This is a genomic window from Natronobacterium texcoconense, assembly GCF_900104065.1.
In the GTDB taxonomy this organism is placed as follows: domain Archaea; phylum Halobacteriota; class Halobacteria; order Halobacteriales; family Natrialbaceae; genus Natronobacterium; species Natronobacterium texcoconense.
The window spans coordinates 185562-209325 of record NZ_FNLC01000001.1 but is presented as its reverse complement, the minus strand read 5'-3'; the positions used below and the strand labels follow the sequence as shown (position 1 = coordinate 209325).

At 63.7% G+C, this 23764-nt stretch carries 24 protein-coding genes, 1 tRNA gene and 1 pseudogene; 10 read left to right on the top strand and 16 right to left on the bottom strand.

Annotated features, from left to right (window positions below; genetic code table 11):
* Positions 1 to 429: a DUF2178 domain-containing protein gene (locus tag BLR35_RS01055; RefSeq protein WP_090376058.1), complete on the top strand. Its 429-nt coding sequence runs from the start codon at positions 1 to 3 to the stop codon at positions 427 to 429.
* A 1-nt stretch (position 430) separates the two neighbouring features.
* A complete protein-coding gene (locus tag BLR35_RS01050; protein WP_090376055.1) occupies positions 431 to 649 on the top strand; it encodes a helix-turn-helix transcriptional regulator in 219 nt (72 codons plus the stop codon).
* A gap of 8 nt (positions 650 to 657) precedes the next feature.
* Here BLR35_RS01050 and BLR35_RS01045 read toward each other — a convergent pair whose 3' ends face one another.
* Both BLR35_RS01045 and BLR35_RS01040 read right to left on the bottom strand, forming a co-directional pair.
* Positions 658 to 1827, bottom strand: coding sequence for a hypothetical protein (locus BLR35_RS01045; RefSeq protein ID WP_090376050.1), 1170 nt, complete (start codon positions 1825 to 1827; stop codon positions 658 to 660).
* 88 nt (positions 1828 to 1915) lie between these two features.
* Entirely contained in the window at positions 1916 to 2701 is a 786-nt protein-coding gene (locus BLR35_RS01040) for an HNH endonuclease (protein WP_090376047.1), read from the bottom strand.
* A 135-nt stretch (positions 2702 to 2836) separates the two neighbouring features.
* Between BLR35_RS01040 and BLR35_RS01035 the strand changes: the two genes are divergently transcribed.
* Positions 2837 to 3469: an amphi-Trp domain-containing protein gene (locus BLR35_RS01035; protein WP_090376044.1), complete on the top strand. Its 633-nt coding sequence runs from the start codon at positions 2837 to 2839 to the stop codon at positions 3467 to 3469.
* Position 3470: 1 nt separating this feature from the next.
* On the opposite strand, the gene BLR35_RS01030 is transcribed toward BLR35_RS01035, so the two are convergent.
* Positions 3471 to 4211, bottom strand: coding sequence for a DUF547 domain-containing protein (locus tag BLR35_RS01030; RefSeq protein ID WP_090376042.1), 741 nt, complete (start codon positions 4209 to 4211; stop codon positions 3471 to 3473).
* Between the two features lie 115 nt (positions 4212 to 4326).
* On the opposite strand from BLR35_RS01030, the gene BLR35_RS01025 reads away from it, so the two are divergent.
* Positions 4327 to 5349, top strand: a complete 1023-nt coding sequence (locus BLR35_RS01025; RefSeq protein ID WP_090379563.1) for an AI-2E family transporter — start codon at positions 4327 to 4329, stop codon at positions 5347 to 5349.
* Between the two features lie 284 nt (positions 5350 to 5633).
* Here the strand turns inward: BLR35_RS01025 and BLR35_RS01020 are convergent, their stop codons facing one another.
* Entirely contained in the window at positions 5634 to 6662 is a 1029-nt protein-coding gene (locus BLR35_RS01020) for a zinc-binding dehydrogenase (RefSeq protein WP_090376039.1), read from the bottom strand.
* A 225-nt stretch (positions 6663 to 6887) separates the two neighbouring features.
* Between BLR35_RS01020 and nadA the strand changes: the two genes are divergently transcribed.
* Entirely contained in the window at positions 6888 to 8021 is a 1134-nt protein-coding gene (gene nadA, locus BLR35_RS01015) for a quinolinate synthase NadA (RefSeq protein ID WP_090376036.1), read from the top strand.
* A 2-nt stretch (positions 8022 to 8023) separates the two neighbouring features.
* Complete coding sequence (locus BLR35_RS01010) at positions 8024 to 9544, top strand: L-aspartate oxidase (protein WP_090376033.1); 1521 nt, start codon at positions 8024 to 8026, stop codon at positions 9542 to 9544.
* Here BLR35_RS01010 and BLR35_RS20910 read toward each other — a convergent pair.
* Positions 9545 to 10183: pseudogene (locus BLR35_RS20910) on the bottom strand (lysoplasmalogenase).
* A 133-nt stretch (positions 10184 to 10316) separates the two neighbouring features.
* On the opposite strand from BLR35_RS20910, the gene nadC reads away from it, so the two are divergent.
* Both nadC and BLR35_RS00995 read left to right on the top strand, forming a co-directional pair.
* The gene (gene nadC, locus BLR35_RS01000) at positions 10317 to 11138 is read left to right on the top strand and encodes a carboxylating nicotinate-nucleotide diphosphorylase (RefSeq protein ID WP_090376030.1); all 822 of its coding nucleotides are present in this window, start codon (positions 10317 to 10319) and stop codon (positions 11136 to 11138) included.
* 187 nt (positions 11139 to 11325) lie between these two features.
* Positions 11326 to 11763: a hypothetical protein gene (locus tag BLR35_RS00995; RefSeq protein ID WP_090376027.1), complete on the top strand. Its 438-nt coding sequence runs from the start codon at positions 11326 to 11328 to the stop codon at positions 11761 to 11763.
* A 233-nt stretch (positions 11764 to 11996) separates the two neighbouring features.
* On the opposite strand, the gene BLR35_RS00990 is transcribed toward BLR35_RS00995, so the two are convergent.
* The 7 genes from BLR35_RS00990 to BLR35_RS00960 form a co-directional block, all read right to left on the bottom strand.
* The gene (locus BLR35_RS00990) at positions 11997 to 12239 is read right to left on the bottom strand and encodes a hypothetical protein (RefSeq protein ID WP_090376025.1); all 243 of its coding nucleotides are present in this window, start codon (positions 12237 to 12239) and stop codon (positions 11997 to 11999) included.
* 90 nt (positions 12240 to 12329) lie between these two features.
* Positions 12330 to 13367 carry a DUF7972 family membrane protein gene (locus BLR35_RS00985; RefSeq protein ID WP_244510163.1) on the bottom strand — a complete coding sequence of 346 codons (1038 nt, stop codon included), beginning with the start codon at positions 13365 to 13367 and terminating at the stop codon, positions 12330 to 12332.
* Positions 13368 to 13546: 179 nt separating this feature from the next.
* Positions 13547 to 13897 (bottom strand): DUF7344 domain-containing protein, encoded by a 351-nt coding sequence (locus tag BLR35_RS00980; protein WP_090376019.1) that lies wholly within the window; start codon positions 13895 to 13897, stop codon positions 13547 to 13549.
* 243 nt (positions 13898 to 14140) lie between these two features.
* Positions 14141 to 14224: transfer RNA gene (locus BLR35_RS00975), tRNA-Leu, on the bottom strand.
* Positions 14225 to 14408: 184 nt separating this feature from the next.
* Positions 14409 to 15353 (bottom strand): oxidoreductase, encoded by a 945-nt coding sequence (locus BLR35_RS00970; RefSeq protein WP_090376017.1) that lies wholly within the window; start codon positions 15351 to 15353, stop codon positions 14409 to 14411.
* Positions 15354 to 15416: 63 nt separating this feature from the next.
* Positions 15417 to 15974 (bottom strand): peptidylprolyl isomerase, encoded by a 558-nt coding sequence (locus BLR35_RS00965; protein WP_090379560.1) that lies wholly within the window; start codon positions 15972 to 15974, stop codon positions 15417 to 15419.
* Positions 15975 to 16303: 329 nt separating this feature from the next.
* Complete coding sequence (locus tag BLR35_RS00960; protein WP_090376015.1) at positions 16304 to 16819, bottom strand: peptidylprolyl isomerase; 516 nt, start codon at positions 16817 to 16819, stop codon at positions 16304 to 16306.
* Between the two features lie 103 nt (positions 16820 to 16922).
* Between BLR35_RS00960 and BLR35_RS00955 the strand changes: the two genes are divergently transcribed.
* On the top strand, positions 16923 to 17897 hold the full coding sequence (locus tag BLR35_RS00955) for a succinylglutamate desuccinylase/aspartoacylase family protein (RefSeq protein WP_090376012.1): 975 nt from the start codon (positions 16923 to 16925) through the stop codon (positions 17895 to 17897).
* On the opposite strand, the gene BLR35_RS00950 is transcribed toward BLR35_RS00955, so the two are convergent.
* Both BLR35_RS00950 and BLR35_RS00945 read right to left on the bottom strand, forming a co-directional pair.
* Positions 17898 to 18659: an SDR family NAD(P)-dependent oxidoreductase gene (locus BLR35_RS00950; protein ID WP_090376010.1), complete on the bottom strand. Its 762-nt coding sequence runs from the start codon at positions 18657 to 18659 to the stop codon at positions 17898 to 17900.
* Positions 18660 to 18837: 178 nt separating this feature from the next.
* The gene (locus BLR35_RS00945; protein WP_090376004.1) at positions 18838 to 19179 is read right to left on the bottom strand and encodes a hypothetical protein; all 342 of its coding nucleotides are present in this window, start codon (positions 19177 to 19179) and stop codon (positions 18838 to 18840) included.
* Positions 19180 to 19533: 354 nt separating this feature from the next.
* Between BLR35_RS00945 and BLR35_RS00940 the strand changes: the two genes are divergently transcribed.
* Positions 19534 to 21513: an archaea-specific SMC-related protein gene (locus BLR35_RS00940; RefSeq protein ID WP_090376001.1), complete on the top strand. Its 1980-nt coding sequence runs from the start codon at positions 19534 to 19536 to the stop codon at positions 21511 to 21513.
* A 156-nt stretch (positions 21514 to 21669) separates the two neighbouring features.
* On the opposite strand, the gene rdfA is transcribed toward BLR35_RS00940, so the two are convergent.
* Entirely contained in the window at positions 21670 to 22287 is a 618-nt protein-coding gene (gene rdfA / locus BLR35_RS00935) for a rod-determining factor RdfA (RefSeq protein WP_090375998.1), read from the bottom strand.
* Positions 22288 to 22355: 68 nt separating this feature from the next.
* Positions 22356 to 23519, bottom strand: coding sequence for an acyl-CoA dehydrogenase family protein (locus BLR35_RS00930; protein ID WP_090375995.1), 1164 nt, complete (start codon positions 23517 to 23519; stop codon positions 22356 to 22358).
* Between the last annotated feature and the right edge of the window lie 245 nt (positions 23520 to 23764).

Sequence of the window (23764 nt, the reverse complement as noted above, 5' to 3'; positions counted from 1 at the left end):
ATGTCCGACACCATGTTACCGACTGCAAGCTCGCCGGAGCGTACCCGCCGGCGGTACGAACGGCTCGTGTACGGCATCTTCGCGATAGCGATCGTCGGATTGCTCGCGGGGCTCGTGATCGGCCAACAGCTCGCGGGAACGGCGATTTACCTCGTGGGAGTCTGGCTGGGCGCGGTCGTCGCCTACCTGGTGCCGACAGTCAGCAACGTTCGGTTCTACGACGAACGGGACGAGAGACTGGTAGAACGCGCCAGCAGCCTGACGATGTCCGTCGCGTTCGTGGTCGGCATCAGTATCGTTCCCGCACTGTACGTCCTCGGCGCAGCGGGCTACGTGACGATCACGGAGACGATGTGGGGTGGAATTTACGTCGCGTCGGCACTGTTCCTCCTCTGGGGTCTCTGCTACGGTATCGTCACGCATCGATAGTATGGAGAACGATCTCTCCGAACGGCGCGAGACGGCGGATATCAGCCAGGGAGACCTCGCGGAGGCCGTCGACGTCACCCGACAGACGATAAACGCAATCGAACGCGACCGGTACGATCCGTCGCTGGAACTGGCGTTCAAACTGGCCGACCACTTCGACTGCCGGATCGAGGACCTCTTCGACCCGGAATTCGACGACAACGGCTCGCTGAACGAGTAGCTCGACCGTCAGAAGTGAAGGCCGTACTCCTCGAGCAGGTGGTACGCAGCGGTCCCCCACGTGAAGTCACCGCCGGGCCACCACGTCCGGGCGTTGTTGATCCCGCCGACGAGGACGTAGTCGTCGGGATTCTCGGGATCTCGTCGGAAGTTCGCGGAGCCGCTGTCGCCGTCCGTCAGACTGTCCTCGTCACCCCAGACGAGCTGGCCGGGTTTGCAGATCTCGCCGGCGTAGCAGGTGACGGCGTTTACCCCCTCGATCTCGCCGGCAGTGCGATCGGAGAAGGCACCGATCTTCTCGAGTGCGCCGTCACGCGCCATCAGGTCAGCCAGTCCGTCTCGAGTGAACTGGCCGATGACGCGGGCGGGATCGGCGCGTTCGACCTCGGTCGCCGGCCGGAAGTCGTCGACCGGTTCGACCTGAACGAGGTCGGCGGCCGGATACCCTCGCGTCACTTCGCCGATTTGACGGGCGGCGTCCTCGTAACGAATTGCGAGCGGTTCCGACCGGTGTTGCTCCTCCAGGGTTCCTTCCTCGCCGAAGACGTGATTCGACGTCGCGAAGTACCGCGAACCGGTTTCGGCGTCGAACAGCGCCGGCGTGAGCGTTCCCGAACCGTGGTCGGTCTCACAGACGACGCCGCCGGGAACGCGTTCGGGCTCGAGTTCCGACACCTGATAGGCCTGGTCGGTGTCGGGCTCTTCGTCCGGCATTTCGGGCAGATTGTCGAGAACGTTGACGTCGACTGGGATGTCGGAGGTTACCTCCTCGAGTCGCTCCGCGACCGTTTCTTCGGTCGCGTCGACACTGATCGAAGCTTCCGGTTCGTCGTAGCTGCCTGGAACGACGAACGAGGAGACGAGCGGTGAGAGTCCCAGGTCGTGGATGGCGTCCTGGGCGTCGAAGGCAAGTCGGAGGCTCTCGTGCCACGCGACCGGCACCGACTTCGTCCGGCGCTCGAGCGAGTCGGCATCGGGTTCTGGACGGGCGAGTGCGTACGTGATCGTACCGAGGTCGTCGGAGGAAACGTAATTCGCTGCACCGACCCCCCAGACGAGGGTGGCGGCGATGCCGGTGTTGATCCCCGTGCGTAGCAGTCGCCGGCGGCTCACCGTTCTCCCGTCATCGATCGAAGAGGATTCGCTGGCTGAGTCGTCCGGACTGTCTTCGGTGGGCACGTCGAAGTCATTACGGGAGGGAGCCGTATAGACGTTCGAATTACGGATCCGGACTGTCACGCGTAACCGAATCAAAACCCGGTCGCGACTACGACTGGAGTTGCGTCGCCAACGTCGCCGAACCCTCTGTCAGCGTCTCCGTCGTATCCGACGCTCCCTGTAGGGATTCGTTTACCTCGTCGTACAGCAACTGGAACGCGACCTCGCCGTCCTCGTCGCGCCAGTCGTCGACGTCGCGACGCTCGAGGTCACAGGTCGGACACCGATCCTCGGCCTCGAGCGGTTCGAGACAGCCGTGACAGCGATCCAGGCCGGCGACGATCGACTCGCCGAGTCCGACGAGTTGCCGAAGTTCCGACTGGAGTTGCGTCGCCGCATCCACGACCGCCTCGAGCGGTTCCGTGACCGCTTCCCCGAGGTGGTCCGTCTCGGCAACCGTGAGGCGTTCGAGTCGCGAGGGAACGGAGTCGATCGCGAGCAAGACCTCGCGGCGGGCCCGGACGTATTCGGGCGCCGCTGTGTCGTCGTCCTCGAGTTCGTCGGGCAGCGACGTCGCGAGCGACGCGAACGACGCGACAGCGGAGATGGTCACGCCCTGTCGCTGGGTCATCTCGCGGACCAGATCGAAGAGGTCGTCGGACTCGAGGCGAACCGCGTCGCCGGCCGGCGACCGCTGCAGAGACGCGAAACACGGCGAACAGACGGTGACGAGCGCGCTCTCGTGGACCGAGCCCTCGAGTGGAACGTCACCCACTGGATAGAGGTGCAACACCGTCTCGTCGTCGCCGCTCCTCGATGCTCCACAGCGCCGGCAGGTGTGGTCGTCTCGTTCGAGCACGGCGTCTCGGTCGCCGTGCCACTCGCTGGAAGTCACGAGCGAGCGAAGACAGTGAAATTATAAAAACACACCGGCTCTCGTCCCCCGAGCCCATCACCTCTCGAGTTCTCGCGTAAGACGCCAGTACCGGCGAAACCACTACGTCTCGGTTCGTGGTAGAACGGGCTCGAGATGAGCGACTCACACACAGATCCAGCGGTCGACCACCGACTCGAGCGTTCCGTCGATCGAACCGACGTCGCGGCCGTCTTCCGGTCGCTCGCGGCCGCCCTCGAGGACGACGGCGTTCGAATCGAGAACGGCGGAATCGCCGTCGATGCTACGATTCCGGCACGGCTCACCGTGGGGATCGAGGCCGGCTACGACGACGATACCGATCCGCCAGTCGCCGGACTGGGCATCGATCTCGAGTGGGACGACCCGGATGGCTCGAGTCTCCAGGTGACGGAGAAAGACCGTGACGAAGAGGAGACGGCCGGGATCAGTATCGGGGAACGACACGAGAGCGATTCGTCGACGGATCCGGCGATGGCGACGATGCCACCGGACGGAGTCCTCAGGGACCAAAACTCGAGAACGTCCGGGGACGACGGCTCGAGCAGGAGTGGCCGGACCAGCCGGTTCGAGGTGTATCAGGATCGGGCCGACGAGTGGCGGTGGCGACTCGTCCACTGGAACGGCAACATCGTCGCCGACAGCGGCGAGGGGTACGCCTCGCGAGGAAACGCGGAACGGGCCGTCCGCGGCGTGATGCGGGCCGTTCCGGACGCGACCGTCGTCCGCCTCGAGGACGGAGACGAGTGAACTACGGACGCAACTCGTCTAGCTCGAGGTCCAGATCGAAATCCGGCGCTCGATCGGAGGCCTCGTACTCGAGCGTCGGCGTCGCGTCGTCCGAGATCGCGTTGTACCGCCGGAGGAACTCGACGATCCCGCGCTTGCCGCCGAAGTCACCGCGGTACCGGCGGAAAAAGCGCGGGATCGACGCGACGTCCGTCTCGGCGTCGTACTCGACGTTCTCCTCGAGAAACCATTCGATCGCGATGTCGAGTTCCTCGTCGACGTCGGCCGGCGAGTAGATCGCGATCGGCGGGCTGTTCTCTGAGCCCCGGCAGAGTGCGAAGTGTACCCGTGGATCGCAGCGCTCGAGTCGAAACTCCCGCTCGAACGACGAGGGGAACGGTCGCGGCAGGTAGCCCAGTCCCCACGGGTGTTTCGAACTGCGCAGGAGTCCGTGCTCGATGTCGTTGAGACTCAGCCAGCAGCCGGCGACCGGCACCCGATCCCGGCCGAAGAACTTCCATCGGTCGAGAAACCCACCCTCGAGGATCCCCGGTTCCTCCTCCAGACGGAGCTGTGCGTAGGCGTTGTAGCAGTTGAGCCAGAACGAGAGTTTTCGCTCGCGACTCGACAGCGCCGGTCCTAGCTGGGAACGACCGAGCGTCGCGAGCCGTTCGCGTAACCGATCGGTGTCGGTCTCGTCTTCGGTCTTGACGGCGTAGAGCAGATCGCCAGACAGGGAGAGGGGATCTATCTGGGTAGGCATCCGGTTATAAATAGGTGAACCAGACCCTTGAAGCCGTGTGGCGATTGATCACGACAGTCTCCGCGACGAACAGGTCTGGGACGGTTTTATCGGGCCAAGCGTGGTCGAACTCCCCGTGAACCTCAGCAGGGGCTACCTCCTCGCGCTCTTTGCCGTCTTCGCGTACCTCTCCTGGCAACTCGTCGATCCGTTTCTCCAGTACGTCCTCGCCGCGATCCTGATCGCGTTCCTGCTGTACCCTGTCCAGCGACGACTCGAGCGGCGGATCTCGCCGACGATCACCGCGTTCTTGCTCGTCGGATTCGCGATCGTCGGCTTCCTCGTCCCGTTCGTGCTCGTCGCCGTCGTCGTCGCCGGCGACGCAGCAAACCTCCTCCAGGAAGTCGACCCCGAGGACCTTCAGATAGCCGAGATAGAGGATCGACTCGAGGACGAGACCGGAATCGAGGTCGACATCACCGAGACCGTAGCCGACTCCGCCGAACAGATCGGAACGATACTGCTCGAGCAGACGACCGCGTGGTTCGGCGTGCTCACGCACACGCTGATCGGAGTCGGACTGGCACTGTTCTTGCTGTACTATCTGCTCAAGGAGGGCGACGCCTTGCTGGACTGGCTCCGGGAAATGACGCCGCTTCCCGACGACGTCCAGGACGACCTCTACGACGAACTCGAGGAGGTCACCTGGGCCGTACTCGCGGGACACGTCCTGATCGCGATCATCGAGGGTGTGATCGCGGGGCTGGGACTGTTCGCGACCGGTATTCCGAACGCCGCGTTCTGGACGTTCGTCATGGTCATCTTCTCGCTGGTACCGCTGATCGGGGCCTTCATCGTGTGGGGGCCGGCCGTCCTCTACCTCCTCCTGACGGGCGAGCCTATCCTGGCGATCGGACTGGCGGTCTACAGCGCGGTTATCGTCGGGGTCGCCGACGACTACCTGCGGCCGATCGTCGTCGATCGGTACGCCGAGATCAGTCCGGCCGTCATCATCCTCGGCGTCCTCGGCGGGATCTACGCCTTCGGGATCATGGGGCTGTTCTTCGGTCCCGTCGTCCTCGGCGCTCTGGTCGCGACGCTCTCGGTCATCAACGAGCACTACGAGCGACTCGAGGGTGAAACTGGGACGGAATACTGACCAGTCATGAGTGTGGTAAACAATCGCATTCTTTATGCTGGTGGAGCACGGAGTAACGACCGTCGTCGGGCGATAGCAAGTCCGGTGATCGGGAAGCGTATCGCGTGATACGATCCACTGCAACACGGACAGTAGATCGTACGAAACGAGCGTACACGACGATACGGGTCACGCACCCCAGTGAACGCGAGAGAACGGGGACCGAGCCACCGATTACGCGTGACCCGATTCGAGGTCACGGCGTACATCCCCATCCCACCTTTTTCATACGGACGGCAATCCGCTCACTCGAGTTCGCTGTCCGGCCGAACGACGACCTTGCCGAAACCCTCGCGACCCTCGATGATCTCGTGAGCGCGGGCGCTCTCGCTCATCGGGAGTTCCTCCCGGATCGCAGGCTCGAGCGTGCCGTCCCAGACCAGTTCCATGACGTCGTCGACCTGATCGGGCGTCGCCATCGTCGAGCCGATGATCTGGAGCTGGTTCCAGAAGATTCGCGGGATGTCCGTCTCGGGATTGCCGCCGGCGGTGCCGCCACAGGTGACGAGTCTCCCTCCTTTCGTCAGGCTCTTGATCGAGTCCCGCCACGTGGGTGCGCCGACGTGTTCCACGACGACGTCGACCCCCCGACCGCCGGTCTCCGAACGTACCCAATCTGCGAAGTTCTCCTCTTCGTAGTTACAGACGGAGTCCGCGCCGTGCTCGCGGGCGTACTCGAGTTTTTCCTCGGTGCTGCCGGTCGCGTACACCTCCGCGCCGGCGTAGTCGGCGATCTGTAAGGCGGCGTGGCCGACGCCGCCGCTCGCACCGAGCACGAGAACTTTCTCGCCGACCTCGAGATCCGCACGGTCTATCAGCATCCGCCAGGCGGTCTGGAAGACCAGGCAACTCGAGCCAGCGACCGTCCAGTCGACATCCTCGGGGACCGGAATCAAGTTGTCCTCGGGGATCGCGGCGTACTCGGCGTGGATGCCGGGAACGTGCTCGCCGATGATGTGGTAGTTCGGATCGAGCGTCGGGTCGTCCATCCGAAAGTCGCCGACGCCGGCCGACAGCGCGACACGGTCGCCCTCCTCGAAGCGCGTGACGTCCTCGCCGATCTCCTCGACGACTCCCGCGCCGTCGCTGCCGGGGATGTGAGGCATCTCGAGGTCGAGCGTCGGCAGCCCACGGCGCGTCCAGATGTCGAGGTGGTTGAGCGCGCCGGCTTTCACGTCGACCAGCACCTCGTCGCGGCCGACCTTTGGGTCGGGATACTCGCCGTACTCGATGACGTCCGTGTCTCCGTGTTCGGTGATTTTGACGGCCTGCATGTCCCTACCAACGGAAACAGTACACAAAATAGTGAAGGACGGTACCACGGTTCTCGGTCCGCCCCCATCGTGGCGTTCGTCTCGGACCTACGGTCCGACCAATTGACGGCTGACTCGCCCGCCAATCACATCACCCGTCGATGGTAATCCACCATATTGCAGTATCGAAGGAAAAAGTTATTCAATAGTGGCCTGTGACGTGTAGGCTACCACAGGTGTCGCAAGATGGTCAAAATGGAAACGGCGGAACTGGAGACCGATCTCAGTCTGTTCAAATACGACAACCTCGAGCAACTGCCGCCTCGATACCGGGACCTCGAGACGGAGGAGCGAACGGAGCGCATCGAGGCCGCGCTCGAGGAACTGGGCGACGACGTCGTCGTCCTCGGGCACAACTACCAGCGACGGGAGATTGTCGAGCACGCCGACTTCATCGGTGACTCCTACCAGCTATCGAAGGAGGCAGCCAACGCGGACGCCGAGTACGTCGTCTTCGGCGGCGTGACGTTCATGGCCGAGAGCGCGGACATCATCACCGACGACGACCAGACGGTGATCCTCCCGTCGATGGAGGCCTCGTGTCCGATGGCAGGAATGGCCGAGGCCCTGCAGGTCGACAGCGCGTGGGCGGAGATCACCGCGGCCGCGCCCGACGCCGACATCGTCCCGATCACGTACATGAACTCCTACGCCGACCTGAAGGCCTTCTGTGCGAGCCAGGGTGGGCTGGTCTGTACCTCCTCGAACGCCCACCGCGCGTTCGAGTGGGCGTTCGAACGCGGCGACAAGGTGCTGTTCCTGCCGGACAAGCACCTCGGGGAGAACACGGCCCACAGGCTCGGGATGGAAGACGAGATTGCGACGTGGGACCCGTGGGATCCCGAGGGCAAAGATGCTGAAGAGGTCACCGAGAGCGACATCGTCCTCTGGGACGGCTACTGCCAGGTCCACGAACGGTTCCGCGAGGACCACATCGAGGAGATTCGCGAGGACAACCCCGACGCGAACGTCGTCGTCCACCCCGAGTGTCGCCGCGAGGTCGTCGAAGCCGCCGACGTCGTCGGCTCGACGAGCACCATCTGCGAGACCGTCGAGAACGCCGACCCCGGCGAGACGTGGGCGATCGGCACCGAGATCCACCTCACGAACCACCTGCAGCGGTGGCACCCCGAAGTCGAGGTGCTCCCGCTCTGTGGCGAGGCCTGCATGGACTGCAACGCCATGCGCCAGATCGACCCCAACTACCTCGCGTGGGTGCTCGAGGAACTCGCCGAGGGTCGAGAACGCAACGTGATCGAGGTCGCCTCCGAGGAGAAGGAACTCGCGAAGGTCGCACTCGACCGCATGCTCGAGATCTAACCATGACCGCCGAACACGACACCACGGACGTCCTCGTCGTCGGCAGCGGTATCGCTGGCTGTGCGGCCGCACTCGCCGCTGCACGCGAGGGAAGCGATGTACTGCTGGTGACCAAGGCCGAACGACCCGACGACGCCAGCACCGACTGGGCCCAGGGCGGCATCTCGACGACCCGTGGCGATCCCGGGAGCCTCAAGGAAGACGTGCTCGAGGCCAGCGACGGCACCGCCGACCCCGACGCCGTGGACGTCCTCGTCGAACACGCCGACGACGCGGTCGAGGACGTTCTCGTCGATACCCTCGAGATTCCGTTCGACGAAACCGACGACGGCGAGTTCGACTACACGCGAGAGGCAGCCCACTCCGACCGTCGCATCCTTCACGTCGACGCCGCCACTGGAAGCCACGTCCTGCGGCCGTTCCTGAACTACGTCGACGACCACGACCGAATCGAGGTGCGACAGGATACCGCCGCACTCGAGTTGATCACCGACGAGGGACGAATTAGTGGCGTCCTTACCGACGAAGAAGCGACCGGAAAGCCGATCTTCGCCGGCGCGACCGTCCTCGCGACCGGTGGCATCGGCGCGCTCTACGAACGGTCGACCAACCCCGACGACGCCACCGGCGACGGGATTGCCATGGCTGCTCTCGCTGGTGCGGACGTCGAGGACCTCGAGTACGTGCAGTTTCACCCGACGGTGTACGCTGGTGACGATCCGTTCTTGCTGTCCGAAGCCCTCCGCGGCGAGGGGGCTGTACTGCGAAACGGCGACGGCGAGCGATTCATGCCAGACTACCACCCCGACGCCGAACTCGCGCCACGGGACGTCGTCGCCCGCGCCGTCGCGACCGAACGCGAGGAGACCGGCGAGATCGTCCTGGACGTGAGTACGCTCGAGGGCGAGTTCGAGGACGAGTTCCCCACCATTGCGGAGAAGTGCCGCGACCGCGGGGTCGACGGCGAAGAGATTCCGGTCGCTCCCTGCCAGCACTTCCTCTGTGGCGGGATCGACGTCGACGACCGTGGCCGCGCGAGCCTCGAGCGACTGTACGCCGTCGGCGAGTGCGCCCGCACGGGCGTCCACGGCGCGAACCGGCTGGCGAGTACCAGCCTGCTCGAGGGGCTGGTCTGGGGACTACGGGCCGGCGAGGACGCCGCGGCCCGCGACCTCGAGCCGACCGTCGTCGACGCGCCGGAACTCCGCGACAGCGACCCCGACCTCCCGGAACGGTTCGCCGCCGAGAAGTTCACCCGGCTACAGGCGACGATGGACGAGTACCTCGGCCTCGAGCGCGACCCCGACGAAATATCCCGTGCGAGCAGCGTCCTCCGGCGACTCAAGGGCGAGGTCGACGCCTACGTCCGGACCCGTACTGCTCGTGACCTCTACGAACTGCGGAACGCAACCGTCACGGCCGTGCTGATCGCTCGTGCCGCGAGCGAGAACGCGGAGTCGAAGGGCTGTCACTACGTCGTCGACGGGGACGACCGGGAAGCGGTCGCCGGGAGCCAGCCCTGATCAGTCGAAATCGGCCAGACTCCGGGCGATGAGCAACTGTGCGCCGTAGTAGGTCGTCATGATCAACACCCCCGAGTAGGGGACAGCTTCGACGAACATGTTCCACGCCAGAACCGTATCGGAGGCGACGAACAGCAGACTTCCGGCGGCCGCCCAGCGGTTCCCCGTCAGGATTGCGACCCAGGCCATCAACAGGATGACGGCGACGTAGGCCGCGACCGGAACGAGCAGTTCGGTGTCGCCACTCGCCCTGATAGCGTCGAGGAGTTCGGCACCGACGAGGAAGCCAAACAGTGCGAGCGGGGCGATCGACGCGACTCGAGCGGTCGTCGTCCGGACTCAAGTCAGGAATCCTGCGAGGTAGAACAGGTGGGCGATCAGAAACGCCGTGAGACCGACGACGAACCAGTGGAGCGTGACGTCGCCGACCAGCGAGAAGCCGAGTCCGACCGGAATCAGGACGTGGATCGGGCGCCTGTCTCTCGGGAGAAGGGTGATCGCGTATAGAACGATCAGTACCATCGGGATCGCCTTGAACAGGAGCTGGAGTGCGAGCGGCTCGTCCGGGGCCGCGGCGATGTAGCCGACGCCGGTGAGGACGATCGCTGCCGGGAGCCAGCGCCGAACCGTCTCTTGCATGGTAACTCATCACACTCATTACGTGAAATCTACTTAATAGTTCGCCAGTAGCCACACGTCGTCGGACAGCGCCGGATCCGGGGGCATCGCCAAAAGCGGGTCGTTTATCGGGAGCCCGGTCGACAGCAGCCACATGATCACCGACGCACAGGTCGAACGCTGGCTCCGCGAGGACGTCGGCCACCACGACGTGACGAACCAGGTCCCCGGCGAGACGACCGGCCGACTCGTCGCGAAAGAAGCGGGCGTCGTCGCCGGTCTCGAGGCCGCCGTCGCCGTCTTCGACTACCTCGGCGTCGAGGTCACGGACCGACTCGAGGCGGGCATCAGCATCGAACCGGGCGACGAACTGCTTCGCGTCGAGGGTCCAGCCCGCGAGGTGCTCCGCGGGGAACGCGTCGCGGTGAACCTCGCCGGCCACGCATCGGGAATCGCGACGCGGACGCGGAGCGTCGTCGACGAGGCGCGAACCGAAGCCGACGACGTCCGCATCGCCGCGACACGCAAGACCACGCCCGGACTGCGAGGCCTCGAGAAGCGAGCCGTCGTCGCCGGCGGTGGCGACACCCACCGGCTCGATCTCTCACACATGGTGATGGTCAAGGACAATCACGTCACCGAGATGGGACTCGAGGGAGCGATCGAGCACTTCCGAGAGCGAACGTCGTTCGCGACGAAGATCGACGTCGAGGTCGAACGCGTCGCCGACGCGTCGCGTGCGGCCGAGGCCGGTGCGGACGTCGTCCTGCTGGACAACATGACGCCCGCGGAGACCCGAGACGCCGTCGAGCGACTCGAGGAGTACGACGGCGTGCTGGCGGAAGCCAGCGGCGGGATCACACTCGAGAACGTCGCCGACTACGCTGCGACAGGTGTCGACGTGATCTCGATGGGGGCGCTGACTCACTCCGCGCCGGCGCTGGACCTGTCGTTCCGGACGGGAGACAACGGATAAGAGCGAGCGAACTTTTCCGGTCGAGTCCTCACTCACGAGCGTGACTGCGCCGATCCGAACCTGCGACGCGCACGGGCCGTTTCCGGCATGCGGCGGTGACGATTGCCCCGTCTGTGGCACGGTCGGCGAGTGATTTCACCCTGAAATAGCAAGTATTTATAACAGTTCGAATAACTAAGAAGCTGATATGGTACAAACGCAGGAAACCGACGCAACAGCGTTCGAAGAGGGACCGATAACGCCGACGCGGATCGGACTGGCAGCGGGTGTAATGGACGTCCTCATCTTCGCCGTAGTCGGCTACATCGCGCTCGAGAACGTCGCAATCGGCGGCATCTCGGGACTGCTGGTCGGTATCGGGGTGTTCCTCTTCCTCCCGATTTTCATGCTGGCCGACGAAGACGGTGAACTCGAGGATCTGGCACCCGAAAACGACGACACGCCGCTCCGGGAGTTCCACCGACTGGCTGGCGGGTTCGCGTTCTCTGCTGCGGGAATCATCCTGCTCGCGACCGGGTTCGCCGAGATGGAGTTCCTCGTCGGCCTGCCGGCCGCGCTCGTCGCCGGTAGCGTCGTCTACCTCGGTGCCGGGTTCGTGATGCCGAACGCACAGCTTCCGAACTGACGGCCGTCGACCGAAGCGTTACAACCGATCAATACGGCTGTCGTTCCAGCCTCGGAACTGGACGCAGCAGGCCCACCTGTGTGAAGGGTAAACAGACCACTATGAAGGAACAACGAGCAATATCTAGCTCGGAACAGACCGACGGGCAGGCTTCGAGCGGCCGACGGAGCGAGACGCCGATCGAAAAGCTCCGAAAACTACTCGGAAACAACTGAGCGCGACGGTCGAAACGGTCACCGAAACAACGAGAGGACCCGCTGCCAACTCCAGATCAGGAGAACGACTCCGACGATCACGAAGAGGAGATACAGCGGCACTGCGTCGGGTGCGGGGCCGTAGGCAGGAACGAGCCGGTCGGACGATCCGGACCAGAACAGGACCGCGAGCACGCCGACGGCCACCAGCGAGCCGACGACTATCGTGACCGCCAGGCGGTTGTCGGCGATCCGCGATCCGTTCCGGTCGGCCCCTCCCATCGTCGGGCGTGGTACCGGTCGAGCGGATGAAACGCTTTCACCTGCAGGCTCCGGGAACGAAGAGGAGAGCGAACGGGAACGGGAACTCGCTCAGAGCGTGTAGTCTTTCTCCGAGGCGGCAAACGGCATGACCGTCGCGTTGCGCTGGGCGACCCACGAGAGTCGCAGGACGAACGAGGCCAGAATCGCAAGCGGCGCGAAACAGGTGATCAGTGCGACGAGCGTCGCGCCGACGATGGCGGCGGCCGGCAGCGCCTCGATCGCCGCCAGGTCGTAGACGGCCAGCGTCGCGGCAGTGAGAAACTGCGCTGGGACGCCGACGAACAGCAGGGTGCGGGAGAGAAAGGACAGTTCCTTCGTGATGTAGACGGTCCGAAAGTACTTCCGGGCGACGTCGATGTGCAGCAGGTGCTCGCGAATCGACTCGAACAGATCCCGCTGCTCGGTCGAGAGGTCGTCTTCGTACTCGGTCTCGATCCGCGAGAGTTCGTACAGCTGCTGGGCCTGCGTCGTGCCGAGCGTCGCCGCGATCGCACCGAAGATCTGCTCGTCGGCCGCAGGCGTATCGAGTGCCTTCGTCACCATCCGAACGTCGCCACGGAGCTTCCCGGCGAGTTCGTCGATTTCCGTGGAGAGTCCGTCGGTTTCGCCGGGCGAGTCCGTCGTCGTCTCGCGCAACCGCTGTGCCCGCTCGCCGAGGTTCTCGTGTAACACCAGCAGGAACGACCCCGGCCGCACCGGACTCACGGCCTGATCCATCACCGACTGGACCTCGTTACGATACTCGACTGCGTTTCGCGTCCGCTGCTCGAGGTCGCCGGGCGAGCCAAGTTCCCGCGAGAACACCAGCTGGTTGATCGCGATAACGACCGTAATCAGCGTGAGATTCCCGCCGAGAAAGGCACTGAGAAGCAGGTAGAGCGGTTCTCCCGGTTCTCGAGGGAAGAGGTTGACGACGAGGAGAATACAGAGCAAGAGGAGAATACCGCCGAGCAGCAGGGCCGTGACCGCGAACCGGTTGCCCTCGATAACGGTCCAGCGGAACACCGAACTGCTCCGCGCGTTCGTCTCGTCGGCCATAGCCGGATCGTCTATCGGTCCCAGCGCCGTGAAACTTCTACCGGCCATAGAAGACGACGAAGCGACGGATCGAGTGGCGGATCGGTGCTCTCGAGCGGATTCGCCGACGTCGACGAGCAGAGTTGCCAGACTCCCTGCTCGGAACCGTCCAGTATCAGGACGTCGTTCTCGAGTGCTCTCTGGGTCGACTAGCCGAGTTTACCGACCGACGAGTCCCGACTCGTCCACTATGACGGATGATCTAACAGATCAGTCGGCGGCCAGGTATCTAACAGCTCGGCGGCCTCGAGCAACTGATCGACGCGTTCCTTGTCGGCGAGTACGACTTTTCTCTCGTCCCATTCGACGTCGATCAGGCCCACGTCCGACAGGTACGGGAAGTGAGAGTGAATCAGGCGAATTCGCGCGCGATCGACAGCAGTCTCGTCGATCTTCGGTGGCGGGATTCGATGCCGTCGAGCAGCCACCTGTCTCGAGAGTTTCCTGATCGTGGCCTCGTCGTCCCGTTCCAGGAGTTCGTGGAGTACGAGCTGGCGATCGGCGCTGGCGAGAACGCGAAACGCCTCCGTTCTGTCCATGAGTGTTCTTACAGGAAGACCCGTTCTCGAGGGGAAAAGTGACTGTTCCTAAGTCCGTTGGGACTTGCAGATACTGCGGTCGACTTTAACCGAGGAGCGGCGGTTTCTAGAGGGGGTAAACCGGGAAAGTTAGATTTGAGCCACGCCCGAGACGGTTCCCCTCGCTTCGCTCGGGCGCTGCGACTCGTCTAATTCAAATCCCGCTTCTCGCATACACGACTCTCACAGGTGTTCGAGTCGGTATGCGAGGGAAGGGATTTGAACCCTCGGACCCCTACGGGAGCGGGTCTTAAGCCCACCGCCGTTGGCCTGCTTGGCTACCCTCGCAAGAAGACAGTCGGCAGTTGTCGCCGGTTCGGGATGTGCGTTTCGGTGTCGACTCGATGCCCTCGGTCAGTCCCGGGACTCGAGCGCCGACTCCTCACCGGTCCGAGCCGTTTTCGCGGGTTGCGGCAGGTCGTATAGTAACAACTGCAACTATTTACACACTGATCGCACAGCTGTCGTGCGATCAGGTGTGCACTGACTCGCAGTGGCTACTATAGCTGACGCCGGTCAGTTCGACGGATCGCTCCCACAGCCGACGGGCAGTCTCGCGGTCGTAGGACGCCTCGGACGAGGCCTGTCGGTCGGGCGACCCGCGCATGTTCATGAGGCCGCCAGGACCGTAGTACGCGCCGCCTTCGGCATCCGGCGCAGTCGCGGCGTACAGCGTCGGTAACGCGCCGCGTTCGGGCGACTGGGCGAGGACGGCGTTGCTGAGTCGACGCATCGCCGTCCGGAGCCACGTCCCTCGCCCCTCGATGCCACGAAACTGGAGTCGGGTGTCGGCGTAGCCCGGGTGGACCACGATGCTCTCGGCGTTCTCGCCTGCCGTTCGGAACCGCCGCTCGAGTTCGTAGGCGAAGAGGACGTTCGCGAGTTTCGACTGGCTGTAGGCGTCCCACCTGTCGTAGGACTGCTCGCCGTGGAGGTCGTCGAACTCTATCTCGCCGCGTTCGTGCAGGCCGCTCGAGACCGTAACGACTCGTGCCGGCTCCTCGCCGTCGGTCGCTAACTGCTCGAGGAGCAGGCCGGTGAGCGCGAAGTGTCCGAGGTGGTTGACGCCCAGTTGCATCTCGAAGCCATCCACGGTCTCGCGACGCGGAATCGCCATCGTTCCGGCGTTGTTCACGAGGACGTCGATCGCCTCGCCCTCGAGTCGGTCGGTGAACTCGTGGATCGACGCGAGACTGGCAAGGTCACACTCTTCGAGTCGGAGGTCGGCGTCCGGAACGTCCGCGCGGACGTCGCGAAGTGCTCGCCTACCGCGCTCGAGGTCCCGACAAGCCATGACGACCGTCGCACCGTGTCGCGCGAGTTCACGGGTCGTTTCGAGGCCGATACCGCTGTTCGCGCCGGTAACGACGAGCGTTCGACCTTCCTGGTCGGGAATGTCGGCGGCTGTCCAGCCCATATCCACGATACGGCCGACTCCTCCCTAAACGTTACACGAACTCGAGGATCCAGAACGAGGGCGCTACTCGTCGTGGACGGCCACCGACTCGAGCAGGATGTCTTCGACCGGCCGGTCGTTCTCGTCAGTCTCGACGGCGCCGATGTCGCGGACGACGTCCATCCCGTCGGTCACCTTGCCGAAGACGGCGTGGCGGCCGTCGAGATGTTCCTGTTCGTCCAGCGTGATGAAAAACTGTGAGCCGTTCGTGTCGGGGCCGGAGTTTGCCATCGAGAGGACGCCAGCGTCGTCGTGGCGCAGGTCGTCGTGGAACTCGTCTTCGAACCGGTAGCCTGGGCCGCCACGACCGGTTCCCGTCGGGTCGCCGGTCTGGATCATGAAGTCGTCGATGATTCGATGAAAGAGCACGTCGTCGTACAGCGGTTCGTCCTCGACTACCTCCTCTGTCTCCGGATCGACCCAGGGCTGGTCTCCGGTCGCGAGGCCGACGAAGTTCGCGACGGTTTGTGGGACGCGTTCGGCGTAGAGTTCGACCTCGATGTCGCCCTCACTCGTATGGAGCGTCGCAGTGAGTGACCGAGAGTCGATCTCCGGATCGGTCGGCGCATCCGCTTCCGACATCTCGTCGTCGGTGCGTTCGTCGTCGGTCTCGTCGCGACTCGAGCAGCCAGCGATCGCTGTCCCGACCGTCGTCGCAGTCAGCGCGAGAAGCGTTCGTCGAGATGGAACGGGTTCCGAGGGCATGTCGACCGAATCGAGTCGATCGTCCCTCGAGACCGTTTCGGTTCGCAGTCCGACGGTCGCTGAAAATCAGTTCGACGGACCACAACAGTCCTGTGGTCGCAACGGTAACCCGACTGGAATCGGTTCATACGGTTTACTGTAAGTCATTTCCGGCGCAACCCGACCCGTGCGGCGGTTGCGCCGGTACATCGTTACAGCAATCCGTATCAGTCGTGGATCGTGACCGACTCGAGCAGGATGTCCTGGGCTGGTCGGTCGTTCCCGTCGGTTTTCGCGGAGCCGATTTCGCGGACGACGTCCATGCCGTCGGTCACCTTGCCGAAGACGGCGTGGCGACCGTCGAGGTGGGGCTGGGCGTCCAGCGTGATGAAAAACTGCGAGCCGTTCGTGTCGGGACCGGAGTTTGCCATCGAGAGGATTCCCTCGTCGTCGTGGCGCAGTTCGTCGTGGAACTCGTCGTCGAACTGGTAGCCGGGGCCGCCCCGACCGGTTCCCGTCGGGTCACCGGTCTGGATCATGAAGTCCGCGATAATTCGGTGGAAGAGGACGTCGTCGTACAGCGGTTCGCCCTCGACGTTCTCGCCGGACTCGGGATCGGTCCAGGTCTGCTCGCCGGTCGCGAGGCCGACGAAGTTCTCGACGGTACGCGGTGCGCGTTCGTCGTAGAGTTCGACGTCGATGTCGCCTTTGCTCGTGTGCAGCGTCGCAGTGAGGTCTCCCATATCGTCGGCGACGACAGCAGGGGTGAAAACCGTGGTGGTCTCGGTCTCGCACGTGGCAATACTCCCCCGCAGGTACAAACGGTCGGAACGAAAACCCACGGTCATGGACGGGACTCACACGGCCGAAACCGTGACGCTCGCGCGCCTCTCCTCGGGCGTCGATCTTACGACGACCGTACACACCTACCGCGGCGGTGACGGCGACGAGCAGCCGACTCTCTACGTGCAGGCGGCCCAGCACGGCCGCGAGATAAACGGAACGGAAGTCCTGCGGCGGTTTCACGAACGGCTCCCGCTCGAGTCGCTCTCGGGAACCGTCGTCGCGGTCCCGGTAGCGAACCCGCTGACGTTCGATCGCGTCTCCTACACGACGCCGGAGGTGCTCGACAGCGTCAACCCGAACATGAACCGGGTCTGGCCCGGCGACGCCAACGGCACGCTCCACCAGCGCATGGCCGATACGCTCTGGGAGTACGCAGGCACGGCCGACGCTATCGTCGACCTCCACACGGGCAGCCCGAACATGCTCCCACACGTGGTCTTCCGCGAGGGCGACGAGCAGTCCCGCGAACTCGCCGAAGCGTACGGGACCGACCTCCTGCTGGGCGAAGAGGCCGACGACGACGCCTCCGACGAGTGGCACCGGCGCGGGTTCGCCGGCAAACTCCGCGTCGCGGCCGCCGAGGACGGCATCCCGTCGATCACGCCCGAACTCGCACACAACAAGCAGATCCTCGAGGAGGCCGTCGAACTGGGCGTCGAGGGGCTGCTGAACGTCCTGCGTTACCTCGATATGCTACCGGGCGAGCCGCCGGACGAGACGCCACCGGTTGCACGAAACCACCTCGGTCGCGTCGCCGCGGACGACTCCGGGCTCTTCCGGCCGGAGCCGTCGCTCGAGGTCGGCGCCCACGTCGAGGACGGGCAGAAACTCGGGACGGTCTACGACCCCGCGACGTACGAGCCGCTGCAGGAGGCGACCGCCGACCGCGACGGGATCCTGTACGCACTCACGCAGGAAGCGACCGTGATCGCGGGTGACAAACTGGCGAACGTCGGGCTGATCCTCGAGGAGTGATCAGCAGGTCGAGAAGCCGCCGTCGACGACCAGTCCGTGACCGCTGACGAACGACGCCTCGTCGCTGGCCAGAAACAGGATGGCACTCGCGATCTCTTCGGGTTCGGCGAGGCGCTTGAGCGGGTAGTCTTCGGCCATCTCCTCGCGGGCCTTCTCGGGATCGTCCCGCTGGGCGAGGTACTGGTCGAGCAACTGGGTGTCGGTAAAGCCGGGACAGACCGTGTTCGCCCGGATACCGTAGGGGCCCGCTTCGGCGGCGATCGCACGAGTGAGGTTCAACACCGCACCCTTGGTCATCGAGTACGCCGCCTGCTTGGGGAGTCCGAGGATGCTGGCAAGCGAGCCGACGTTGACGATCGAGCCGTGGCCCTGCTCTTTCATGTGTGGCAGGGCGGCGTGACAGCCGTTCCAGACGCCCTTGACGTTCACGTCGATAACGAAGTCGCGGATCGAGTCGTCGATCGTCTCGAGACTACCGCCCGGATGCCCGGTGCCGGCGTTGTTGACCAGCACGTCCAGTCCGTAGCTGTCGGCGACCTCCTCGAGGACGGCGTGGAACTGCTCGCTGTCGGTGACGTCGAGATCGTAGAAGACTGCCTCGCCGCCGTCGTCGTCGATTTCGTCGACGACCGACTGGCCACCGTTCGAGTCGATGTCCGTTACGACGACGCGTGCCCCCTCCTCGGCACACCGCGTCGCGGTCTCCCGACCGATTCCCGATGCCGCACCTGTGATAACGACTGTCTCGTTCTCGAGTCGCATGCACGGACCATCGACCGGACCATACATAAATTCGTTCATCATTTAAGACGTTCTGTCGTGATGTGTTTTGGAAGCCAGCCAGTTTTGGAAACAGTGGTAGATATGACGGTCGTTACGAATCATCTATCGCGGTTCGATCCGGTGGAGTGTGATTGAGCGGGTAGTCAGACGGTTGCGGTCAGTCGGACGGTCGTTCCGGGATGTGCCAGTAGGCGAGTAACTCGTCGTCCTCCACGAGAACGATCAGGATGTCGGTCTCTTCGACGTCCATCTCCTCGGCCGGAACGACGAGCTGGTCGACAGTCTCACCGTCTTCCTCGAGCAGGAGTACGACGTGTCTCCCGTCGACGATTCGATCGACCGTGGCGACGTATCGCTGGGCGTTCCGTCGGCAGTCGGTCGACGAATCGGCCGAGGGACTCGAGCGTGCACCCGCTACACCTGTCGCTGTCAGCACGGTCGCGAGCGAGCCGATCGTTCGAAGGGCAGTCCGTCGTGATGGCTGAGTTCGATCAACCATGTCCCGGTTGGCCGCGGTATCGTATATAAACTACAGCACAGCCACTCGAGTGGGAGTACCGGTTGCGCTCGATAGAAATAGCATGCAGAAAATAGTTAGCAGAACATAGCACTAAACTGTCATTCGCTCGGGATCGATGACAGCAAACTGTCGAACGACAAGTAACTCCGTCCCCTTCGATCAAGGCGCTCAGTAGGACTCTCTTATAGTCCGGAACCTGCAGATACTCACCCACAAATAGCAAATATCGAACATAGTTTCTTGATCTATACTATCGGCGAGTGGAGAGCCTACTGACGCAAATACCCCCCAGACACCAAAGGTTTATCACTAACCTGGGAAGTTATTCGAACAATGGCTACACAGGAGTCTATTACTCGAGAGGCTCGGCTACACGCCCGCAATATCGGCGGGATCGACGAAACCACCGTCGAACTCGAGTCCGGAATTACCGTCCTCGCAGGCCGGAACGCGACGAACCGAACCTCCCTGCTGCAGGCGTTTATGGCTTCCCTCGGTGGCGAGTACGCCTCGTTGAAGGCGGACGCCGACGAAGGGTACGCCGAACTCGAACTCGACGACGAGACCTATCGCCGGACGCTCCGTCGCAGCGGTGGCACGACCGTCATGGGCGGCGAACCCTACCTCGGGGACGCCGAACTCGCCGATCTATTCGCTTTTCTACTCGAGTCGAATCCTGCACGCCGGGCGGTCACGACCGAAGACGACCTCCGCGAGATCATGCTTCGGCCCGTCGACACCGACGAGATCGAGGCCGAGATCACTCGTTTCACTGCCGAAAAAGACCAGATCAACGAGGAACTCGACCGACTGGACGCCCTGAAAAGCGATCTTCCGCGACTCGAGCAACAGCGGACCGACCTCGAGGGGAAGATCGAGGACAAACGCGACGAACTCGAGGCGGTCAAGGAGGCGATCGAAGACGCCGAATCCCAGGAGCGACAGCAGGACGATCAGCTCGAGGAGAAGCTCTCGGAGCTTCGGGAGCGACGATCCGACCTCGAGGACGTCCGGTTCGACCTCGAAACGGAACGCGAGAGTCTGGCCGCGCTGCGGGACGAACGCGAGGAACTCGACGCAGAACGCGACGAATTACCGGACGTCGAGTCGCTCGACCGGGACGCCGTCGACGAAGAGATCGACGAACTCCAGCGGCGATCCCAGGAGATAGACGGCGTCGTCAGCCAACTCCAGAGCATCGTCCAGTTCAACGAGGAGATGCTCGAGGGCTCTCACCCCGAGATTCGGGAGCTACTCGCCGGCGGGAGCGACAGCGACAACAGCGCCGAAGCAGTGACCGAACAGCTCCTCGAGGACGAAGAGAGCGTCCGGTGCTGGACCTGCGGCAGCGAAGTCAGGCGAGAGGAAATCGAGGACACCATCGATCGCCTGCGTTCGTTCCAGGAGCAGAAACTCTCCGAGCGCGACGACCTGGAAGAACGGATCAAATCGCTCCGATCCGAACGACGGGAACTCGAGCAGAGTCGCCAGGAACGCGAACGCGTCGAGAATCGACTCGACGACGTCACCGACGAGATCGATCGACGGGAAGAACGGCTCGAAGAACTGACCGACCGACGCGACGAACTCGAGACCGAGATCGAACGGCTCGAGGACGAAGCTGCGGAACTCGAGGAGGGGACCGACAAGGGCAGTGAGAGCAGCGATTCGGACGAGAGCCTGCTCGAACTCAACCGCCGAGCGAACGAACTCGAGTTCTCGCTCGGACGGCTCGAACGCGACCTCGAGACGACGACCGACGAGATCGACGAGATCGAGTCGGCACTCGAGGACCGCGAGCGCCTCGAGACGCGACGCGACGAGATCCGCGAGCAACTCGAAGAACTGCGGACGCGGATCGACCGAATCGAACGCGAGGCCGTCGAGTCGTTCAACGACCACATGGACGCCGTCCTCGAGGTTCTCGAGTACGACAACATCGATCGGATCTGGATCGAGCGCGTCGGCGAGACGGTCCGGGAGGGACGGCGCAAGGTCGAGCAGACGGCGTTCGATCTCCACATCGTCCGCAGCACCGGCGACGGCCGGACCTACGAGGACACGATCGACCACCTGAGCGAGAGCGAACGCGAGGTCACCGGGCTGATCTTCGCACTCGCCGGCTACCTCGTCCACGAGGTCTACGACGAGGTGCCGTTCATGCTCCTGGACTCCCTCGAGGCGCTGGACTCGAACCGCATCGCCGCGCTCGTCGAGTACTTCGAGGAGTACACCGACTTCCTCGTCGTCGCCTTGCTCCCCGAGGACGCCGAGGCGATCGACGACAGCCACGACCGGATCACCGAGATATAGCGACGTCACTCGAGTGTTTTTCTCGCCGTCTTTCGACCGGTTTTCGCCGCCTCACGTTCGTTTCCGTCCGTTTCCGTCCTCGTCTGGTACTGTATCCGAACGACGATCTAACCCGTAACATCAGTACGTCTGTTATGTCATGGTGTGTGACGACTACTACTCGAAGCAGTCACAGGTGCCCGACTCGAGCAGGTCGGCGACGTCGTACTGTTTGCCACATCCCTCACAGAGGACCTGAACGTCGGCGAGCACTCGGTGTGGCCCGAGTTCGAGGCGGTCGGATTCGCGAAGCGACTCGAGTTTGCTCTCGGTGACCGACACGGTCCGCTGGCGCAGCCCTTCGATGGTCCCCGCGACGTTTCCTCGATCGTGACCGTCGTCGTCGTTCGACGGCGGCGTAACGTCTCGATAGCCGGTGAGATATGATCGGATCGCGCCGTAGGAGACGAATTCGTCGGTGAGCGTCGCGACGTCTATTCCCTCGCGCTCGAGGCGTCGTTCGACCTGCGTTCGTTCGCCACGACTCCCGGTCTCGCCGCTCAGGAGTTCGTACAGGTGGGAGACGTCTGCCGTGATCGTATCGACGTCCGCCTCGGCGAGTGCCGCCCGGAGCAGCCGTTCGTTGAACGACGCAGCGAGCGAACGGAGGCTCTCGCGGTTCTCGGTCCGCGTCCAGCGAGCCTCGAGGTCGGCACCGACTCCCTCGAGGTCGTACTTCTCGATGAGACGTGCGACCTTCGGTTTCGGCCCCGGGCTGGCGTTCGAGTCGGCCATCGGGGTGTGGTTCCGAGAGAGCGAGCAAAGTCGTTTTCCTTCGGTCGGTGTTCGAGCGGGAGGGCGAGTTACTGGTACGCCGGGATACCAGTCAGTTCTTCGCCCAGGACCAGCGTGTGGATGTCGTGGGTTCCTTCGTAGGTGTAGACCGTCTCCATGTTGGCCATGTGTCGCATCGGCGAGTAGTCGGTCGTGATCCCGTTGCCACCGAGCATCTCGCGGGCGACTCGTGACTGGTCGCGGGCCATCCGGACGTTGTTGCGTTTGGCCATCGAGACGTGCTGTGGCTGCATGTCGCCGCGTTCCTTGAGTTCGGCCAGCCGGTAGGCGAGCAACTGGGCGAGCGTGATCTGGGTCGCCATCTCCGCGAGTTTCCCCTGCTGGAGCTGGAACCGACCGATCGGTCCGCCGAACTGCTCGCGGTCCTGGGCGTACTGGCGCGCCTCCTCGAAGGCGTCTCGAGCCGCGCCGACCGCACCCCAGGCGATGCCGTAGCGAGCCTGCGTGAGACAGGACAGCGGCCCCTTCATCCCGGAGACGCCCGGCAGGACGTTCTCTTCGGGGACGGAGACGTCGTTCAGCCCGATCTCGCCCGTGATCGAGGCCCGCAGCGAGAGCTTTTCGGTGATCTTGTTGGTCGTGACGCCGTCGCGGTCGGTCTCGACCAGGAATCCACGCACCGGCTCCTCGTCCGCGGAGCGGTCGCGAGCCCAGACGACGGCGACGTCCGCGATCGGCGAGTTCGTGATCCAGGTCTTCGAGCCGTTGAGTACGTAGCCGTCGCCGTCCTCAGTGGCGTAGGTCTCCATCCCCGAGGGGTTCGAGCCGTGTTCGGGTTCGGTCAGACCGAAACAGCCGACCGCCTCGCCCTGCCCGAGTTTCGGCAGCCACTCTTCTTTCTGTTCCTCGCTGCCGTAGGCGTGGATCGGGTACATCACCAGCGCGCCCTGGACCGAGGCCATCGACCGCAGTCCCGAGTCACAGGCCTCGAGTTCCTGCATCAGGAGTCCGTAGGCCGTCTCGGAGACGTTCGGCGAGCCGTATCCCTCGAGGTTCGGCGCGTAAAACCCGAGCTCACCCATCTTCGGGATCAGCTCCGTCGGGAAGGTTCCCTCCTCGAAGTGGTCGCCGATATCGGGCCTGACGTGTTCGTCGACGAACTCCCGGGCGGTGTCGCGGATCATCCGCTCTTCCTGGTCGAGGTCCGCCTCGAGCTGAACGAAATCCAGCATACGTGATACTCCGTCAATAGCACAATAGGTATTGCGGTGATCGAATCGAGCGGGAAACAGCCTCGATAGCTGATTTGTTGTCGAGTCGAGAAGAAGCTGAGGGATTTCGGTGCTCGAGCGGACGAAACCAGTGCCGTACTCGGACGCAATCGTTCCCATCGCTTCGACGAGACGAATACAGTAATATATTTTGTATATCTGTCCAACTGCCGACCTACAGACACTATTTCGGAATGGCGCATATA

Excerpts from the sequence above, each read along its gene's own strand:
- BLR35_RS00990 (WP_090376025.1), bottom strand. The coding sequence starts at position 12,239 with ATGGGAGGGGCCGACCGGAACGGATCGCGGATCGCCGACAACCGCCTG.
- BLR35_RS00980 (WP_090376019.1), bottom strand. The coding sequence starts at position 13,897 with ATGGACAGAACGGAGGCGTTTCGCGTTCTCGCCAGCGCCGATCGCCAG.
- BLR35_RS01030 (WP_090376042.1), bottom strand. The coding sequence starts at position 4,211 with ATGCCTACCCAGATAGATCCCCTCTCCCTGTCTGGCGATCTGCTCTAC.
- BLR35_RS01035 (WP_090376044.1), top strand. The coding sequence starts at position 2,837 with ATGAGCGACTCACACACAGATCCAGCGGTCGACCACCGACTCGAGCGT.
- BLR35_RS00950 (WP_090376010.1), bottom strand. The coding sequence starts at position 18,659 with ATGCGACTCGAGAACGAGACAGTCGTTATCACAGGTGCGGCATCGGGA.
- BLR35_RS00955 (WP_090376012.1), top strand. The coding sequence starts at position 16,923 with ATGGACGGGACTCACACGGCCGAAACCGTGACGCTCGCGCGCCTCTCC.
- BLR35_RS01020 (WP_090376039.1), bottom strand. The coding sequence starts at position 6,662 with ATGCAGGCCGTCAAAATCACCGAACACGGAGACACGGACGTCATCGAG.
- BLR35_RS00930 (WP_090375995.1), bottom strand. The coding sequence starts at position 23,519 with ATGCTGGATTTCGTTCAGCTCGAGGCGGACCTCGACCAGGAAGAGCGG.
- BLR35_RS00960 (WP_090376015.1), bottom strand. The coding sequence starts at position 16,819 with ATGGGAGACCTCACTGCGACGCTGCACACGAGCAAAGGCGACATCGAC.
- BLR35_RS00945 (WP_090376004.1), bottom strand. The coding sequence starts at position 19,179 with ATGGTTGATCGAACTCAGCCATCACGACGGACTGCCCTTCGAACGATC.
- rdfA (WP_090375998.1), bottom strand. The coding sequence starts at position 22,287 with ATGGCCGACTCGAACGCCAGCCCGGGGCCGAAACCGAAGGTCGCACGT.
- nadA (WP_090376036.1), top strand. The coding sequence starts at position 6,888 with ATGGTCAAAATGGAAACGGCGGAACTGGAGACCGATCTCAGTCTGTTC.
- BLR35_RS00970 (WP_090376017.1), bottom strand. The coding sequence starts at position 15,353 with ATGGGCTGGACAGCCGCCGACATTCCCGACCAGGAAGGTCGAACGCTC.
- BLR35_RS01055 (WP_090376058.1), top strand. The coding sequence starts at position 1 with ATGTCCGACACCATGTTACCGACTGCAAGCTCGCCGGAGCGTACCCGC.
- BLR35_RS01010 (WP_090376033.1), top strand. The coding sequence starts at position 8,024 with ATGACCGCCGAACACGACACCACGGACGTCCTCGTCGTCGGCAGCGGT.
- BLR35_RS00985 (WP_244510163.1), bottom strand. The coding sequence starts at position 13,367 with ATGGCCGGTAGAAGTTTCACGGCGCTGGGACCGATAGACGATCCGGCT.
- BLR35_RS01050 (WP_090376055.1), top strand. The coding sequence starts at position 431 with ATGGAGAACGATCTCTCCGAACGGCGCGAGACGGCGGATATCAGCCAG.
- BLR35_RS00940 (WP_090376001.1), top strand. The coding sequence starts at position 19,534 with ATGGCTACACAGGAGTCTATTACTCGAGAGGCTCGGCTACACGCCCGC.
- BLR35_RS00995 (WP_090376027.1), top strand. The coding sequence starts at position 11,326 with ATGGTACAAACGCAGGAAACCGACGCAACAGCGTTCGAAGAGGGACCG.
- nadC (WP_090376030.1), top strand. The coding sequence starts at position 10,317 with ATGATCACCGACGCACAGGTCGAACGCTGGCTCCGCGAGGACGTCGGC.
- BLR35_RS00965 (WP_090379560.1), bottom strand. The coding sequence starts at position 15,974 with ATGTCGGAAGCGGATGCGCCGACCGATCCGGAGATCGACTCTCGGTCA.